The sequence below is a fragment of the Pedobacter yulinensis genome (assembly GCF_003029735.1).
GTDB classification, from domain to species: Bacteria; Bacteroidota; Bacteroidia; order Sphingobacteriales; family Sphingobacteriaceae; genus Pedobacter; species Pedobacter yulinensis.
The window spans coordinates 508,202-523,438 of record NZ_KZ686268.1; the positions used below are offsets into that span (position 1 = coordinate 508,202).

At 50.8% G+C, this 15,237-nt stretch carries 21 protein-coding genes; 11 read left to right on the plus strand and 10 right to left on the minus strand.

The window, feature by feature from the left end:
• The first annotated feature begins 17 nt into the window (after nt 1-17).
• A complete protein-coding gene (locus C7T94_RS02200) occupies nt 18-1,010 on the plus strand; it encodes a helix-turn-helix transcriptional regulator (protein ID WP_107213211.1) in 993 nt (330 codons plus the stop codon).
• A gap of 53 nt (nt 1,011-1,063) precedes the next feature.
• On the opposite strand, the gene C7T94_RS02205 is transcribed toward C7T94_RS02200, so the two are convergent.
• The gene (locus tag C7T94_RS02205) at nt 1,064-1,483 is read right to left on the minus strand and encodes a VOC family protein (protein WP_107213213.1); all 420 of its coding nucleotides are present in this window, start codon (nt 1,481-1,483) and stop codon (nt 1,064-1,066) included.
• A gap of 248 nt (nt 1,484-1,731) precedes the next feature.
• Between C7T94_RS02205 and C7T94_RS02210 the strand changes: the two genes are divergently transcribed.
• Nucleotides 1,732-2,355, plus strand: coding sequence for a GyrI-like domain-containing protein (locus C7T94_RS02210; protein WP_107213215.1), 624 nt, complete (start codon nt 1,732-1,734; stop codon nt 2,353-2,355).
• Between the two features lie 166 nt (nt 2,356-2,521).
• Complete coding sequence (locus C7T94_RS02215; protein WP_107213217.1) at nt 2,522-3,022, plus strand: GNAT family N-acetyltransferase; 501 nt, start codon at nt 2,522-2,524, stop codon at nt 3,020-3,022.
• Nucleotides 3,023-3,069: 47 nt separating this feature from the next.
• Here the strand turns inward: C7T94_RS02215 and C7T94_RS02220 are convergent, their stop codons facing one another.
• The 4 genes from C7T94_RS02220 to C7T94_RS02235 form a co-directional block, all read right to left on the minus strand.
• Nucleotides 3,070-3,348: a hypothetical protein gene (locus C7T94_RS02220; protein ID WP_162618515.1), complete on the minus strand. Its 279-nt coding sequence runs from the start codon at nt 3,346-3,348 to the stop codon at nt 3,070-3,072.
• Nucleotides 3,349-3,547: 199 nt separating this feature from the next.
• A complete protein-coding gene (locus C7T94_RS02225; protein ID WP_107213221.1) occupies nt 3,548-3,862 on the minus strand; it encodes a DUF3817 domain-containing protein in 315 nt (104 codons plus the stop codon).
• A gap of 40 nt (nt 3,863-3,902) precedes the next feature.
• Complete coding sequence (locus C7T94_RS02230; RefSeq protein WP_107214629.1) at nt 3,903-4,364, minus strand: hypothetical protein; 462 nt, start codon at nt 4,362-4,364, stop codon at nt 3,903-3,905.
• Between the two features lie 46 nt (nt 4,365-4,410).
• Nucleotides 4,411-4,998, minus strand: a complete 588-nt coding sequence (locus C7T94_RS02235) for a TetR/AcrR family transcriptional regulator (RefSeq protein ID WP_107213222.1) — start codon at nt 4,996-4,998, stop codon at nt 4,411-4,413.
• Nucleotides 4,999-5,145: 147 nt separating this feature from the next.
• Between C7T94_RS02235 and C7T94_RS02240 the strand changes: the two genes are divergently transcribed.
• Nucleotides 5,146-6,726 (plus strand): PQQ-dependent sugar dehydrogenase, encoded by a 1,581-nt coding sequence (locus C7T94_RS02240; protein WP_107213224.1) that lies wholly within the window; start codon nt 5,146-5,148, stop codon nt 6,724-6,726.
• A gap of 214 nt (nt 6,727-6,940) precedes the next feature.
• Here the strand turns inward: C7T94_RS02240 and C7T94_RS02245 are convergent, their stop codons facing one another.
• Nucleotides 6,941-7,171: a hypothetical protein gene (locus C7T94_RS02245; protein WP_107213225.1), complete on the minus strand. Its 231-nt coding sequence runs from the start codon at nt 7,169-7,171 to the stop codon at nt 6,941-6,943.
• A 180-nt stretch (nt 7,172-7,351) separates the two neighbouring features.
• Between C7T94_RS02245 and bla the strand changes: the two genes are divergently transcribed.
• From bla to C7T94_RS02260, 3 genes are all read left to right on the plus strand, one after another.
• Nucleotides 7,352-8,218: a subclass B3 metallo-beta-lactamase gene (gene bla, locus C7T94_RS02250; RefSeq protein WP_107213227.1), complete on the plus strand. Its 867-nt coding sequence runs from the start codon at nt 7,352-7,354 to the stop codon at nt 8,216-8,218.
• Nucleotides 8,219-8,421: 203 nt separating this feature from the next.
• On the plus strand, nt 8,422-9,663 hold the full coding sequence (locus C7T94_RS02255) for an MFS transporter (protein WP_107213229.1): 1,242 nt from the start codon (nt 8,422-8,424) through the stop codon (nt 9,661-9,663).
• Between the two features lie 53 nt (nt 9,664-9,716).
• Entirely contained in the window at nt 9,717-10,217 is a 501-nt protein-coding gene (locus tag C7T94_RS02260; RefSeq protein WP_107213231.1) for a YdeI/OmpD-associated family protein, read from the plus strand.
• 71 nt (nt 10,218-10,288) lie between these two features.
• Here the strand turns inward: C7T94_RS02260 and C7T94_RS02265 are convergent, their stop codons facing one another.
• Both C7T94_RS02265 and C7T94_RS02270 read right to left on the minus strand, forming a co-directional pair.
• A complete protein-coding gene (locus C7T94_RS02265; protein WP_107213233.1) occupies nt 10,289-10,579 on the minus strand; it encodes a DNA-binding protein in 291 nt (96 codons plus the stop codon).
• 126 nt (nt 10,580-10,705) lie between these two features.
• Nucleotides 10,706-11,605: an SAM hydrolase/SAM-dependent halogenase family protein gene (locus C7T94_RS02270; protein ID WP_107213235.1), complete on the minus strand. Its 900-nt coding sequence runs from the start codon at nt 11,603-11,605 to the stop codon at nt 10,706-10,708.
• Between the two features lie 134 nt (nt 11,606-11,739).
• Here C7T94_RS02270 and C7T94_RS02275 point away from each other — a divergent pair, with 134 nt between their 5' ends.
• The gene (locus C7T94_RS02275; protein ID WP_107213237.1) at nt 11,740-12,021 is read left to right on the plus strand and encodes an Rdx family protein; all 282 of its coding nucleotides are present in this window, start codon (nt 11,740-11,742) and stop codon (nt 12,019-12,021) included.
• Between the two features lie 33 nt (nt 12,022-12,054).
• On the opposite strand, the gene moeB is transcribed toward C7T94_RS02275, so the two are convergent.
• Nucleotides 12,055-13,104, minus strand: a complete 1,050-nt coding sequence (moeB, locus tag C7T94_RS02280; RefSeq protein WP_107213239.1) for a HesA/MoeB/ThiF family protein — start codon at nt 13,102-13,104, stop codon at nt 12,055-12,057.
• 56 nt (nt 13,105-13,160) lie between these two features.
• Entirely contained in the window at nt 13,161-13,574 is a 414-nt protein-coding gene (locus C7T94_RS02285; RefSeq protein ID WP_107213241.1) for a hypothetical protein, read from the minus strand.
• 221 nt (nt 13,575-13,795) lie between these two features.
• On the opposite strand from C7T94_RS02285, the gene C7T94_RS02290 reads away from it, so the two are divergent.
• The 3 genes from C7T94_RS02290 to C7T94_RS02300 all read left to right on the plus strand — a co-directional run bounded on the left by C7T94_RS02290 (nt 13,796) and on the right by C7T94_RS02300 (nt 15,223).
• Entirely contained in the window at nt 13,796-14,323 is a 528-nt protein-coding gene (locus C7T94_RS02290) for a Crp/Fnr family transcriptional regulator (protein ID WP_162618516.1), read from the plus strand.
• Between the two features lie 92 nt (nt 14,324-14,415).
• Nucleotides 14,416-14,853, plus strand: coding sequence for a MauE/DoxX family redox-associated membrane protein (locus tag C7T94_RS02295; RefSeq protein ID WP_107213245.1), 438 nt, complete (start codon nt 14,416-14,418; stop codon nt 14,851-14,853).
• Between the two features lie 100 nt (nt 14,854-14,953).
• Nucleotides 14,954-15,223 (plus strand): hypothetical protein, encoded by a 270-nt coding sequence (locus C7T94_RS02300; protein ID WP_107213247.1) that lies wholly within the window; start codon nt 14,954-14,956, stop codon nt 15,221-15,223.
• The last annotated feature ends 14 nt before the right edge of the window (nt 15,224-15,237 follow it).

Sequence of the window (15,237 nt, forward strand, 5' to 3'; positions counted from 1 at the left end):
ATGGAAAACGACTGGTCATGAGGTTTACATTTGAAGGCAGCGATTTCAGCGACTTTCTTGCATCGGCAAGCAGGGCAGAAGCTGAGGTACCGCTGGCCGCCTGGCAAAGCGCCGACCGTTTGGAGCTGCAGACGACCAAGGGCCAGATCAGCTTTCAGGAGACAGCGGTTAACCGGGACATCACGATACTTCAAAGCAATTATCAGCTGCGCGATGACGTAACCATTTTCGGTAAAGGCGAGTCGTCTTTGCTGGAGCTCCACATCAACCTTTCTGACCATCCCATTTACTTTGAGAACAAGGTGCTTAGAAAGGATATTGCACCAGCCATGTCTGGTAACATTACTTTTCTTTCGCCCCAAGAGAACCATGCGAAAATCGGATTCGCAAGAGGCATCGATTATCACACCTTTGACGTTCATCTGCCGCACGCGCTCCTGTTTGGTTTCAGCGGCGAGTGCCGGTTAATGGACGATTTCCTGCGCAGGATCGAAAAGAATGAGTGTGCTGTGCTTTCAGAAGAAGCCGTTAAAGTAAATACCAAGATGTTGAGGTGTATACAGGCAATCAGAAATTGCGCCTACGAGGGGCTTACGCGCAGAATTTACCTGGAGTCAAAAATACTTGAACTGATCGCTTTTATGCACGAAGGTGCCATTAATGGAAGTCACTATCTGGATCTCTCAAGCAGCGATGTAGAGCGCATCAGGTATGCAGCGCTGCTGATCAGGGAAAATATAAACCGGCCGTTAACCATCCTTGATCTCGCACGCAGGATTGGCATGAACCAGACCAAGTTGAAGAGCGCTTTCAAAGCGGTTTTCAATGACACTATTTTTGGTTACCTGCAAAAGGCAAGAATGGGTCATGCCCGCGAACTTTTGCTCGATACAGACATGAGTATACAGGAAATAAGCAGCTTGTCAGGCTACAATTCCCTTTCCAACTTCAGCATTGCTTTTAAGCAGACCTATGGCTATCCGCCAAACAGGCTCCGTGGAAAGGCCTGATCGGCATTGCCCTTGCCAACCGGAACAGCTTTACCGGGATGTCAGGCTCGCGGCTACCGACGCCGAATTAGCCCCTTGTTGTGTTCTCCCGGCTGGATGAGGTCCCACCTGTTCCCATACAGGTCTTCGAACACGGCTACCGTTCCATACTCCTGATCTTCCGGGAGCCGGACAAACCTGACATCCCGGTCACGCAGTGTGTGGTAATCCTGCCAGAAGTTGTCGGTAAAGAGAAACAGGAATACCCTGCCTCCCGTTTGGTCGCCTATTCTTGCCGTTTGCGCTGCAGTTGCCGCTTTCGCCAGTAAAAGGCAGCACGCCCTGGCACCTTTGGGAGCAAGCAGAACCCATCTTTTTTCTTCAGACAACCGGGTATCTTCCAGCAATACGAAGTCAAGCTTTTTCGTATAAAATTCAATGGCCTCGTCATAATCACCGACCAACAGTGTCACGTGTGCAATTCTCTGGCTCATGTTGTTGCTGTTCTTTTCAGGTCACGGGCGGAAAACTCCCGTTTATTAAAGCGCCTAGCTAAAGAACGCAATATCGCCAAAAATCGGCCAGGTGCAGTCTGAAAATAGCCTGAATGGGCGCCGGCTGTTTTGTATGGTTAATCAAATAAACACGCGATGCGGTTTTCTGCCGCTGACATACCGTTGTCAGTTGCCCGCTCCATTTTTGCCCTGCGGCGAATTCTGCCAACCAAAAGCGATAAGAAGATATGGAAAAACTGGATTTAACAAAAAGGTATAAAACTTACTTCAGCGCAGTGAGTGAACCCGAAATTGTACAGATCGAACCGGCACAGTTTATCTCGCTGACCGGCAAAGGTGACCCCTCAGACGAAGCCTTTACACAGCACATCAAGGCCTTATATATAACTGCCTATACCATTAAAGCCCGTTTTAAAACGGAAGGAAAGGACTTTGCTGTTTCTAAACTCGAAGGGTTATGGTGGTTTGATGAGGACAGGTTCGGTCGGCCTGCCATTTGGGAGGCGCCAGGCAAAATTCCCAGAAGTGAATGGGGTTACCGCCTGCTGATCCGGCTGCCCGAATATGTTACAGAAAATGATGTAAAGAGTGCCGTTAAAGCGGCATTTCGCAAAAAACGGTTGCCACTTATACATAATGTTGAATTTTGCTGCCTGCACGAAGGTAAATGTGTCCAGATGCTGCACGTGGGACCGTTCGCTACAGAACTGGAAACGTTAAAGGAGATTACCAGCGTGATTCAGGAACAAGGGTTTGCAAAAAATGGCCTGCACCATGAAATCTACCTTTCAGACTTCAGAAGAACCGCACCCGACAAGCTGAAGACCATTCTCAGGGAACCGGTCAGGTAACAGGCATCCTGCTGCAGGTTCTCACCAGGTTTTTTTTTCGCACAATCGGGGCATTTGCGATATTTGCGCAACTAAACCCCGGCAGTCGTCCTGTCGACCGCTTTGCGCCAACGACCGCTTTACATGCTGGTTTCCAATACAGCCTGCAGCCCATTTTAAAAATTTGATGAACAGAACACTACAATTAGCGGACGTGCAGGTCCGCACCGATTTACAGGCTGGAGACCTGGGCTATATCGCCTACCTCCATGGCCAGCTTTACCGGCAGGAATGCGGTTACGGGCTGCCGTTTGAAAAATACGTGCTGCAGGGCCTGGCCGAGTTGGCCGCGGCATCCGTTGCGGGAAAAGACCGCGTCTGGGTCTGTGAACATGAGGGCGGCATCGTCGGCTCGCTTGCGGGGGTGCAGCAGCAGGACGGGTTTCAACTGCGGTTTTTTATCCTTCTGCCAGCTTACCGCGGCATTGGGTTGGGAAAAAAGTTGCTGGACCTTTTCCTGGCCTTTATGCAGGAACGGGGTTATAAAAAGGCATATCTCTGGACAACCAATGAGCAACTGCAGGCGGTCAGGCTGTACGAAAAGGCGGGCTTTTGTCTGGCCGAAGAAAAACCGTCAGCAGCATTTGGAAAATCATTGGTGGAGTTGCGCTACGACCTGGTCCTGTAAGTTTTTGTTGGGCGGCCCGACGTTTCGTTGCGACCCGGGCATGCTTTTTAACTGTTGCTGTTTGCCGAAAATCTGAGGCTTTCCAGCCTGGCTTGAAGCAGGTTCCTTGCGACGGCAGATTTGCATAATTTAATCGCCTCGGCACAATGAAACAGCGCTTTCTGCATATCCGATTTGCTGTAGAGCTCAGCCAGCAAACCGTGGTAATGGTGGTTTTCTGACAGCCGCAGCTTTTCTGCCTCTTCAATACCCGCACTATAACCATGAACCCTGGCGTAAACATACGCACGATTCAACGCCCTGACCGGTGCATATTCTTCCATCATGAGGTGGTTATAGCGTTCAAGAATGTGCGGCCACTTCTCCTCCCCGGCGGGGCTGCTGTGCCAGTACCCCCGGTGCAAAAGGGGCCAGGAGAAAATGGCCTGACCGCTGTTTCTGCCGATGGCCTGAAAGGGAAACAGGTTGTTACCCGGGGTGCCTATTCCCTTTAATGCAGTTAAAAAACACTGAATAGGTCGCCGCTCAGGCCGGCCTGTGAAGCGGTTTTAATAGCTGCCTGTCAATGTAGAAGGTCCCAAATGGGATCAAACAGGCAAACAACACCTTCATGGTGGTTTGCCTGAACTTCCACTGTTGTTCTGTACCTACGCTGATGGTATTAATTATAAACCAGAGAAACAGCAGGCCGTGCACAGGCCCCAGCGCCCTGACTAGCGCCGGCTCGTTTGCCAGGTATTTAAGCGGAACGCCGATGAACAGCAAGGCGACCAGGGACGTTCCTTCCAGGTAACCTGCCAGGCGCAGACGCCCCAGCGGGGTTTTTAACAAATTATACATGATATTAATTAATTTAAATAGATGAAGGCCTCCGTGCTTTTCAAAAGGTCCGGTAAAGCGGCCTTCCTGATAAGGGGGAAAACGGCCAGGGAATGGCAATTATGATCACTGCGAGACCGAGGCTAAACCAGGTTAGCATGGTTTGGTACTTGGCTTCATCACCTTGCATGCGCTTCGCTTTGGCCGAGCCAATCGTTACCAGAACGGTAGCGAGCAACATCATGCCCAGGTGAAGATACCTGAAAAACACAGGCTCGCTCAACAGCTTACCAGGATGGCTGGCCATGTGCACCGTCAGAACCGGACTTTGCACATACAGCGCCATGCCCAAAAGCATTTGCAGATGAAGTATTGTCGCCGTCCAGTGCCGCCAGTTGTTCGCCGCGGGCGTAAAAGGCACCTTGCCTGAACGGCCCCGGTAAGCCATGACAATGGTTGTTAACAGGCTAATGACAACGGCCCAGCGCCATAGTGAATGAAGAATGAGAAGGGTAGCGTACATAAAATTAAGATACATACCAAATGGTATGTTTTTAGTGAAAAAAAAATCAGGTTAATTGGTTTAAAAATTTTTCGTATTCATCCAGAAAGGCTGCATAGGCTGCTTTACCCATAATCTTTCCCGTATTTCGTATACCTGAGTAGCTCGCAATGATATAGGTGGCCAGGTGCCCGGGCCGATGCGCATCAGTTAGCTGCCCGTTGCGCTGGGCTCTTACGATGGCTGCCGCAATAGCCTCATGCCATTGTTTCATGATCCTGGAAAGCGCCTGATGAAACGATTTGTTGAGCGGGGCCATTTCGTCTATCAAATTAACTGCCGGGCAGCCATATTCCACGTTAAAAAAAACGTCGCTGTGCAGGAGGTTTTCCATCATCTGGTAAAGATTGACCCGAACATTGCCTGGGCGGTCCAGGATATCTTTCATATAGGGTATCAGGCCGGTGTACATGATCTCGTTCACAATGGCCAGGCCCATTTCTTCCTTGTTCTTAAAGTGATAAAAGAATGCACCTTTTGTGACCTCGGTCTTCGCAATGATGTCATCTATGCTGGTTGCCTGGTAACCTTGCCGGTAGATCAGCCCAAATGCCTGAAGCAAAATATTTGACCGCGTTGTTTGCGCTTTCGACATAAATACCAATCAGTATGTTTTGCAAACATACTGATTAATTCAAAAAAACCAGCAGGAGGTTGTATTTATGACAATATCTCTGCATGCGGTTTTTTTTTCCCGAGGCTTTGTGCAGAACTACTTAGGGCCGGGCGGTGTTATGGCTGTATGGAAAAAAAACCTACCCTCCTTGTTATGCTGATTTTCGGCGCAAATGTGCTCAGTGCGCAAACCGTTACAGGTCCGCTGGGGGAGCGGTTCAGCACACGGGTTATTGCGAGTAAACTGAGTGATCCCTGGGAAATAACTTACGGACCAGACAACCACCTGTGGATTACCGAGTCAAAGGGTTACAGGGTAAGTCGAATTGACCCGATTGGCGGCGTTCAGACGACCGTGCTGGATCTGAATACCCGGCGGGAATTTCCCCGTTATGACAAGATGGGGAAGTTGGCCGGCGGCAAACCCTGGCCGCAGGGCGGACTGATGGGCATGGCTTTGCACCCTCAGTTGCTGCAGGGAAAACCATTTGTATACCTGATGTATGTGTATCGCTTTGAAGGCGCAGACCAGTCTGGCAGCGGCTGTATCGGTAACTTTGGTGGCTGCCGTTTCAGAGGGCGCATTGTACGGTATGTGTATGACACAGCGGCAAAAAAGCTCGACAGTCCGGTTACCTTGTGCGACAGCATTCCTCAAAGCAATGACCACAATGGCGGCAGGCTTGCACTGGCACCGGTTAATGGGAAGCTTTATCTTTTTTACAGCACCGGCGATATGGGCGCGGGGCAGTTTGGCAATGCAGGCCAGCCAAACCGCGCACAATTGAGCGAATCTTACGAAGGTAAAGTGCTGCGCTTCAATACCGAACCTGACCGGGACGCTGATGCCGGTAACAAATGGATCCCTAACGACAACCCGTTTAATGCTGGCCGCCAGAATGCCGTTTGGAGCACCGGCCATCGCAACCCGCAGGGGCTTGCTTACGCCGATGTGAATGGCAAAGGCTACCTGTATCAAAGCGAGCACGGGCCCTTTTCAGATGATGAGATCAACATCATTGAAAAAGGCAAAAATTATGGGCACCCGCTGGTCATCGGTTTTGCAGACGGGAATTATGACGGGCTTGCGGCAAGTGCCAGTGCCCACACCGCACTTCCCGGGCAGTGGAACACCACTTATCCACTGATAAGCAGCGAAAAAGCAACTGCCACACAGTTGGGTCCGGATTACCGGGATCCCATCGGTTCCTTGTATCCGAACAGCCGCGCACTCCTGACCAAATTATACGAAGAGCGGTTAGCCGGAAAAGAAGACCAGCAGTGGCCTTCGGAGGCACCCAGCAGCATTGCTGTTTATACCGCCACCGCGATTCCGGGCTGGCAGCATTCCCTCCTTTTGCCGACGCTGAAAGGGAATAAACTGATCAGGCTTAAACTGTCTGAACAGGGCGACCGCCTGAGTGGTGATACCATTTGTTACTTTAAGAACAAGGTACGTTACCGGGACATAGCCATTTCGGCTGACGGCAAAAAAATATACCTGGCAATAGACAGCACGGCCACCTCGTCAAACCCGGCAAAAGAAAATCCTGAAGCTATTTATCATCCCGGCTCGATCATGGAGTTTACGTACCAGGGCATGGCGGCTGGTAAACAGGCGAACCCGGGTTCGGGCACGGGGCAACCGGGTAGCCAAACCCGGCCCGGTAACAATCAGGCACCTCCTGCCCGGGCGGGCCGCAGATAGGATAAATTTGGGCAACGAATCTGCCGAACCGCCCCCTGTCATCACAACCGTCTGCAAGACCTTGTCCATTTATCCTAATCGCACCTGGCTGAGGAATGGCTCGATCTTGCAATTAAAAACGGGTATGAATGCGTAGGTCTTTTCCATCACGCTTAAGGACAACAAAACACCAGAAGTTGTCTTCAAAGCAATAAAGAATGTATGCGGATGGTGATCAGAAAGGCTGCAGGGAAGGGTCGAAAAAGAGGTCGATGAATTTATCTACCTGCATAATGACCTGCAACGCCCCAGCCAGCAGGTTACCAGGTATGAGGTAAACAAGGGGATTACCCGGCTGGTTGCCGATAGTTACCTGCGTTTTTTTGATCAAGATGAGTGGACGGGCACCGAAATTCACTTTAATCTGCTCCGGACCGCGCAGCATACGCGACTTCATTTTACTCATCAGGCCCTGACACGCGCAGTCTCTTGTTATGAGGGCTGCTCGGGCAGTTGGGTTCACACCTGTGCAACAGCCTGCTGCCCCTCATTATTACAGGCACAGGCGGTCCCGACCGGGCATAACCAAGACTTGCAATCGCAGGGGTTTTTAGCAAATACGTATCTTCGCAAAAACTTCTGCCCTATGAACTTTCAAAAGAGACTAGTGACCTGGATCTGCCTGATGTTTTCGGCAACGGCCCTTATGGCGCAGCAGGTCTCAGAACCGAAAAGCCCGGCCGAATGGTCGGCGCCGACAGAACCTTTTCGCATAGCCGGCAACCTGTATTATGTCGGGACTCATGATCTGGCGTGCTACCTCGTTGCCACACCGAAAGGGCATATGCTGATCAACACCGGCCTTGCCGACTCGAAAGCGCTGATTGCCCGGAGCATGAAACAATTGGGCTTCGAAATGTCTGACATTAAAATTTTGCTGACCACGCAGGCACATTTCGATCACGTTGCAGCCATGGCGGCGATTAAAAAGGAGACCGGCGCGAAGATGCTCGTTAACCAGGCAGATGCCGCAGTCCTTGCCGATGGTGGCGCTTCAGATTACGCGCTCGGCGGAACAGTCAGTTACCTGCCGGTAAACGCCGACCGCCTGCTTCGCGACCGGGAAATAATTACGCTTGGCGGCACAGTATTGCAGATGTTGCACCATCCCGGCCATACAAAGGGCTCAGCAAGTTACCTGCTGAAAACGAAAGACGGAAAACAAAGTTATACCATACTTATTGCAAACATGCCAAGCGTAGTTACCGATAAGCCGTTCAATGCCATTCCGGAATACCCTGAAATTGCTACAGATTACCAGCATACACTGCACGACATGCGAGCGCTACGATTCGATATCTGGGTGGCCTCTCATGCCAGCCAGTTCGGTCTCCATGAAAAACGGAAACCCGGCGATCGCTATAATCCGGCACGCTTCGCTGACCGTGCCGGTTACGACGCGGCACTGAAGACGCTGGAAGCCGCCGTACAGAAGAAGTTAACCGGGAAATAGTTCCTTCGAACATCGCTCCTGCTGGCAGTTACCAAGCCGGCGCGGTTGCAGCGTGCCTGCCTGCGAGACTTTGCATGCGGTAACAAACGACTTCCTGCCTGCAACCGGACAACGGTGCCTTGACATTGCAACCAGAAAAAACGTATCTTAACGGTCCCGGCAGCACTGACCATGAGCCGGACCGAACGGACACAGTTAAACCAATGGACCTGACAACACCTGATAAAAAAGCCTGGCAGTACCTGCTGAGTGCCCCTGTAATCGTAGCTGCGCTCGGCTATTTTGTAGACATCTATGACCTCCTCCTTTTTGGCATTGTGCGGATTCCGAGCCTGACCGAACTTGGCCTGGACGAAACCGCCAGGAGTGTCGAAGGTGCCAGCATTCTCAACTGGCAAATGAGCGGTTTGCTCATCGGAGGAATTCTTTGGGGCGTACTTGGCGACAAAAAAGGAAGGCTATCGGTGCTTTTCGGTTCAATTATTACATACTCGATTGCCAACTTTGCCTGCGGATTTGTACAGGACGTAACCGTGTACAAATTGTTGCGTTTTGTTGCCGGGGTAGGCCTTGCCGGCGAGCTGGGTGCCGGCATTACACTTGTGTCTGAAAGTCTTCCCAAAAAACTAAGGGCACTCGGAACCTCTGTTGTGGCAGGGGTGGGTTTGCTTGGCGCAGTGGCAGCCTATTTTACCGTTGAGCTGTTCAGCTGGCGTTATGCTTATTTTACCGGCGGCGGACTGGGTATCCTGCTTTTGCTGCTGCGCATCGGCATTTTCGAATCGGGCATGTTCAAAGACATGAAGACTAAAGATCATGTAAGCCGCGGAAATTTCTTCTCTTTTTTTACTGACGGCAGCCGCTTTCGCAAATACATGAAGTGCATTGGCATTGGCTTGCCTACCTGGTACGTCATCGGTATTCTTGCAACCTTCAGCAATGAGATTGGGAAGGCGCTGCAGATTACCGAGCCGATTAAACCGGGTCTGGCAGTCATGTGGTGTTATGTGGGCCTGGCCGCAGGGGACCTGTTGAGCGGGGTTGTAAGTTACAAACTGCAATCAAGAAAAAAAGCCGTTATGCTTTTCATGTCTTTCACATTAATCGGCGCCATTATCTACCTGTATGGTGGCATAGGCAATGCCTCGCTGCTTTATAGTATGTGTTTGTGGCTTGGCTTTGGCATTGGTTACTGGGCAATGTTTGTTACCATCGGTGCAGAGCAGTTTGGCACGAACCTGCGCGCAACGGCAGCCACAACGGTGCCCAATATGGTCAGGGGTACCGTCGTTGGCATGACCACTGTTTATGGGCTTCTGAAGCCAGCTGTTCTGGAAGTGCATGCCGCAGCCGCCGTGGGCCTGGTCTGTTTTGTCCTGGGCTTTTATTCCATTTATACCATTGCTGAAACCCACCATACAGATCTTGATTTCCTGGAAAAATAACGGGTAAAAAACCAGCTTGATGCAGCGTTTTTTCACCGATTTACCATTAAAAAATGATACAACATTTTGAGGCAGAAATTTATCAGACGGGGATCAACTGGTGTGTAGACGTTCCACCAACTGTGACCAGCCAGATGAAACCGGAGAAAGGTTACATCCATATCAGCGGGAAGATCAATGGTTTTGCTTTTCGGAAAACGCTTGTGCCGGTAAAAAACGCGCCCTACCGCTTGTTTGTAAATTACCTCATGATGAAAGGTGGTGCAACAGCACTTGGGCGGGTGGCGTCTTTTTCCATTGAACAGGTGGAAAAAGAACGGGAGACCGTTCCTGATATGCACCCCCAACTGGAAGCGGCCCTGGAGCAGGAAGAACTGACAGCCGAATTTTATGCGCTTACGGCAGCCCGGAAGCGGGATGTAATCAAATACCTTTACAAGGTCAAGGCCGAGGAAACGATGCGTAAAAATATCAGGACACTGATTGCACAATTACGAAACGGAGAAAAAAATGTTCGCATTCCCATGAACGCGTACCCCATTGACCCCACATAACAACGGTCGGGGTACCGTTAAGACCGATGCAAAACAAGGCCCTGTCCTGCGAATCCAGCCGGGTCTTTCGGCTAATTGAGCGTACGGCTTCGCAGGAAAGCTTCAAGTGCTGACCGGCTATAGGTAATTTCGCGACGGCCCGATACGATGTATTTTAATTTCCCGCTTCGCCTGGCTTCCCGCTGAAGGTATGGGCTTAGTCCGTAAAGGCGCTCAACATCATCTACCTTGAGGATTTGCACTGTCGTTTGGTTACCGGCAGCCCGCGAGCCGAGCAGGTCTGATAAAAGTTCCACACAGTCGTTCAGTTTTTGTTCGAGCCGCGCAAAGTCATGCGCACTTAACGTTTCTTCTTGCTTCATTGGGATGATTGATTTAGCTGTTTTGGGTTGAGGCCTTTGGCATAAACCTCAACGGAAACCTAAATTACACCGGCAGAGAGACTTAAATAATATTGAATTTTATATTTTTTAAACAACACGTAGTTTTCACTTCCTTTCTTTTTCTATAATTACCTGCCAGTCCTGTCCGCTTTTTATATGGAACGAGTCGGCAAAGCTGCCCCTATTCAGGGCGAAAGCCAGCTGCATGAGGCTATTCAGATAGGCCAGTGGGGCCCCTTCTCTGGCTGCGCCAAAGGTTTCAACAAAGGGAACCATGCCCCTATAGACTGTTTTACCCTTGCTGAGTATACGCACTTTAATGTGATCTCCGTAGCGGATTCCTGCCTGTTTCAGCAGTTCGGCATCGATGTTCGTCCACACGTTGCCGTATTGAATGTCAAGTATCGGAATACTACCATATAGCATTCCGTTTTCCAGTTCTGCTTTTTGATAGGGTAACCGGACAACGGTGTCAGGCAGCCTGGCTCCCACTTCTGTAAATGAAATCAGGCCTGAAGCCAGCCGGGCTGCGGTATACGCGTAAACATCACGCCCGTGAAAAGTGTATGACGAACCCGATCCGAGACGGCGGTTAACCGCTTCGTCAATCTCCCGCAAGGCGGCAATACCGAATGCATCTGCAACCAGGGTCAGCGTCCCGTTGTCGGGCGTTACAATAAAGTGGCCGGTTTTGGTCTGTAAAACGACCGACTTCCGGGCAGTGCCAACGCCGGGGTCAACAACAGAAACAAAAACGGTTCCCTTGGGCCAGTACTCAATGGTTTGATATAAGCGGTAGCTCGCCTCCCAGACATTATAGGCTGGAATTTCATGTGTCAGATCGTAGATCCTGAGGTCGGCAGATACGCCGGCAGCCACGCCTTTCATGGCTGGGACAGCCCCGTCTTTCAGGCCGAAATCGGTCTGGATCACAACAATGGGCTTTTGCGCTTTTGCACTTGAAAGAGAAAGACAGAGCAGGGCAATACAAAACAACTTTTTCATGGCTGTACGGGATTTCTTACTAAGTTACACTTTCCCGGAAAACGTTGTCGTTAACCATGCCACTTCGGTTGGTATTCCCAAGATTCACCACTCTGAATGTAACCGCTGCGACTGAAAAAGCCTAACTTTACCTGATGAAACCAACCATCTCGATCACCTACTGCCCCAAATGTGGCTGGATGCTGCGGTCTGCTTATATGGCGCAGGAACTGCTGAGCACATTCACCGGGTCCATTCATGGGGTAACACTTGTACCAAGCGACAACAGCGGGGTGTTCAGGGTTTCTATAAATGATACACTTATTTTTGACCGCAGCTCAGCGCGGCGCTTTCCTGAAATCAAGGAGTTAAAGCAACTCGTACGCGATCACATAAATCCGGGTATGGACCTGGGGCACAGCGACCGGAAGGCTTAACGAATCGGAAGCTGCTGATTGCCGGAAGCAAGCTTAACGTTCCTGGTAAACCTGCAAGCCCCCTTGCAGGCTGGAAACATGCATCTGCGGAAAATATTCCTGCAGCATCAGCACGGCACGTGCTGAACGCAGGCCTGACTGGCAAACCACCACGGTATCACGCACAGGGTCGATCCCCTCGGGCTGCATGTTCAGCATAGACAGCGGAATATTGATGCCCCCGATATTGAACTCCTCAAACTCCCATGGTTCGCGCACATCAATGACCTGTACCGCTCCTGCTGCAATTTGTTCCGGTAACCGTGCCACATCGACGTTCAGACCGGATTGAGCAGGCCGCAAACCGGTTATCTTTTTATTTGCAGGATCGGCCGCGAATCGCAGCCGGTTAATCCGGTTATCCAGGCCGTTGAAAACAAGCAGTTCGCCACTCAGCGGTTTACCGATCCCGGTCAGGACCTTGATCGCTTCAGCTGCCTGCCAGGTGCCAATCAGGCCTGGCAGCACAGACAGTACGCCTGTAATGCTGCAGTTTGCTGCATCATCGGGAGGCTCAGGAAAAAGACAGCGCAATGTAGGGCCGCCCTGGTGATTGAAGGTACTGAGCTGCCCTTCGTATTGGTGCAAAGAGCCATAAATAAGCGGCCTGCCAGAAATTATGCATGCATCGTTCAGCAGATAACCCGACTCAAAGTTATCTGTTCCGTCAATAATGACATCATATTGCTGCACGAAGTGAAGCACATTGTCTGCCGTTATGCGGGCATCGATGGTCTCAATATTTATTCCCGGATTCTTTTTTCGTAGTTTACCGGCCGCTACTTCTGCTTTGGCGTGGCCAATATCTGCTGTATCGAAAAGCACCTGCCGCTGCAGGTTAGACAAACTTACCCGGTCATTATCGGCAATACCCAGACGCCCCACACCGGAAGCAGCAAGGTACAGCAATGCCGGACAGCCGAGCCCACCGGCACCGACCACAAGTACCGAACCTTGTTTCAGCTTGAGCTGCGCTGCAGTCCCAAAGCCATCCATTCTGATCTGGCGGTTATAACGCTGCAATTCTTCGGCAGATAGTTCCATGTTGCTAAATTATATAAAAATCAGTGGCGGCAATGCGATTCCCGGTCTGCCGCATGTCAGGTTTTCCTGGCTTGCATGCCACCGGTCAGGCGCAGATACCGGCTTTCGACCAGCGCAAGGCCAGCCACCACAAGTACCTGGAGCACAAGAAATGCCGCGCCGTACAAGGTAACTACATGAATGAAGAAGATCAGCCAGAGCACGCTGATGCCGGTCCAAACCCAGTTGGCATAAATGAGGAAGCGTACCAGCACTGCGGGAGGCGCCTGTCTGCGGGCGAGTGACAGCGCGAATGCAGCATACGCCAGGGTTACGACAGCAATAATGAGCACTACGCTTACCGGTAACCCCAGAAAACGGCTTGCATACCCGTAGATGAACAATGCCGGCAGGGCCGTACCGGCACCGAGGATACCGTCAAGCCAGAGAATTTTTGTGAGCGGAGCCAATGCGTGCAGTTGATATCTCATCTTGATAAACTTAGCCCCCAACGCAAAAATAGGCGGCCGTAGACAGTCTGGCAAGTACCCCAGCAACTAAGGGCCCCAGGCATCTGAATTTAACCTCAAATTTAACATAAGGGCTTTAAAAATAAAAACCCCTTGCTTTAATGAATATAGTTATATTTATTATAAATTTTTATCGTCCCATGTCATATTTTAAATTCCAGCATTTACTGGCGGGCACTGGTGTGTCTGCTGGTTTTTATCATGCGATTGAGCCCGTGCTCTCGCGCAGACGTTACGGAGAACAAAAAGATTACCTGGATTCTTCGATCTTCCGTAAACAGGTATCATTTGTCGAGTCGGGCCTGCTTGCTTGCTGGCAGGAAGCCGATCACGGCGATGACGTCCTGATCGATTTCGCCATTCCCGGCGATCTGCTGTTCTCGTTCTCCGCTCTGTTTGGCTTTCGCAGCCAGGCTGCCTCCTTTTTGAAAGCCATCGAACCAACGGAGCTGATTTGTTTATCGATGCCAGATGCAAAACGGATCTGGCAGGAACAACCCGACACCGAGTTGGTACTGCGGCACTTTTTTCATCGAAGGCAGGAACGACAACAGGCGCACAGCCGAATGCTGTTAATGAAACCGCCGGCACGCTTTGAAGCGTTTCGCCAAAGTTTTCCCGACACCTGGTTCCGGCTGCCAAATCGGCTGATCTGTGCCTATCTCCGCATTTCAGAGACGACCCTACTGCGGGCTAAACGCCGCAATTAGCCGCCGGCGGGCGGTAGGCTTTCCGCCAGCTGGCAGGTCATTATCAGGCTGCAGCAGGTCGTCAGCCGCATTTTTGGTGCGAACTTTACAACATGAGATCCTATCAATCTGCTATCGTCTCCGTTGTACTGTTCGCACTTGGTGCTTATTGGGCTTATACCTTTGCTGACAGTATCATCAACCGGACTGACTATATAAAGCACCTGGAAAGTCAGGTTTTCCCGGCGGCCTGGATACCCGGCTTGAGCTGGATATTACCGGCTGGCAACCTGGTGATCGTTTTATTACTGGCTTTTCATTCCGGTCAGCGGCCCGGTGCCTTGCTTTCCGCCTTACTGTTTGCGCTTACGGCGCTTTATGCAGGCCTGGTATACGCCGGTGTATTCAGGGACACACCCTGCAACTGCATTGGAGTGGTGCGTAACCTCAGCTGGAGCGGTCATTTGTTTTTGAATCTGGCAGGCACCGTCCTGTCTGTAATCGGCCTGGTGTTGGCGGGCCGGGGAAAGGAGGCAGTTATGAGCGGCTAACGTTAGCAGGCCTGGCATCAAGGCCCGGATTATACCCATTAAACAATACTTAACTTCAACTTTTTGTTGCTTTTTCAAACGCAATAAAGCATCCCTAATCATGAAAAATTCAAAAAAAATCAATGGCGGCATCTTAGGCATTGCTGCCGCATTGGCCCTGGTATTTACACAAAGTGCATTTACCAGTGCAGCGACCCGGTATTATTTTTATGATAACCAATGGCAAACCAGCGCGCCGTCGAGCCAGACTTGTGTATCTGATCCACAGCGTCTTTGCTCAGCGGTTTTCGATACCCCGCCAACATCGAAGAGCAATCTGATCAGCGAGAACCCTGCTGCAGATGAGGTGCAAATTGGCAAGTTGCAATAAAAAAAGGCCGGGAG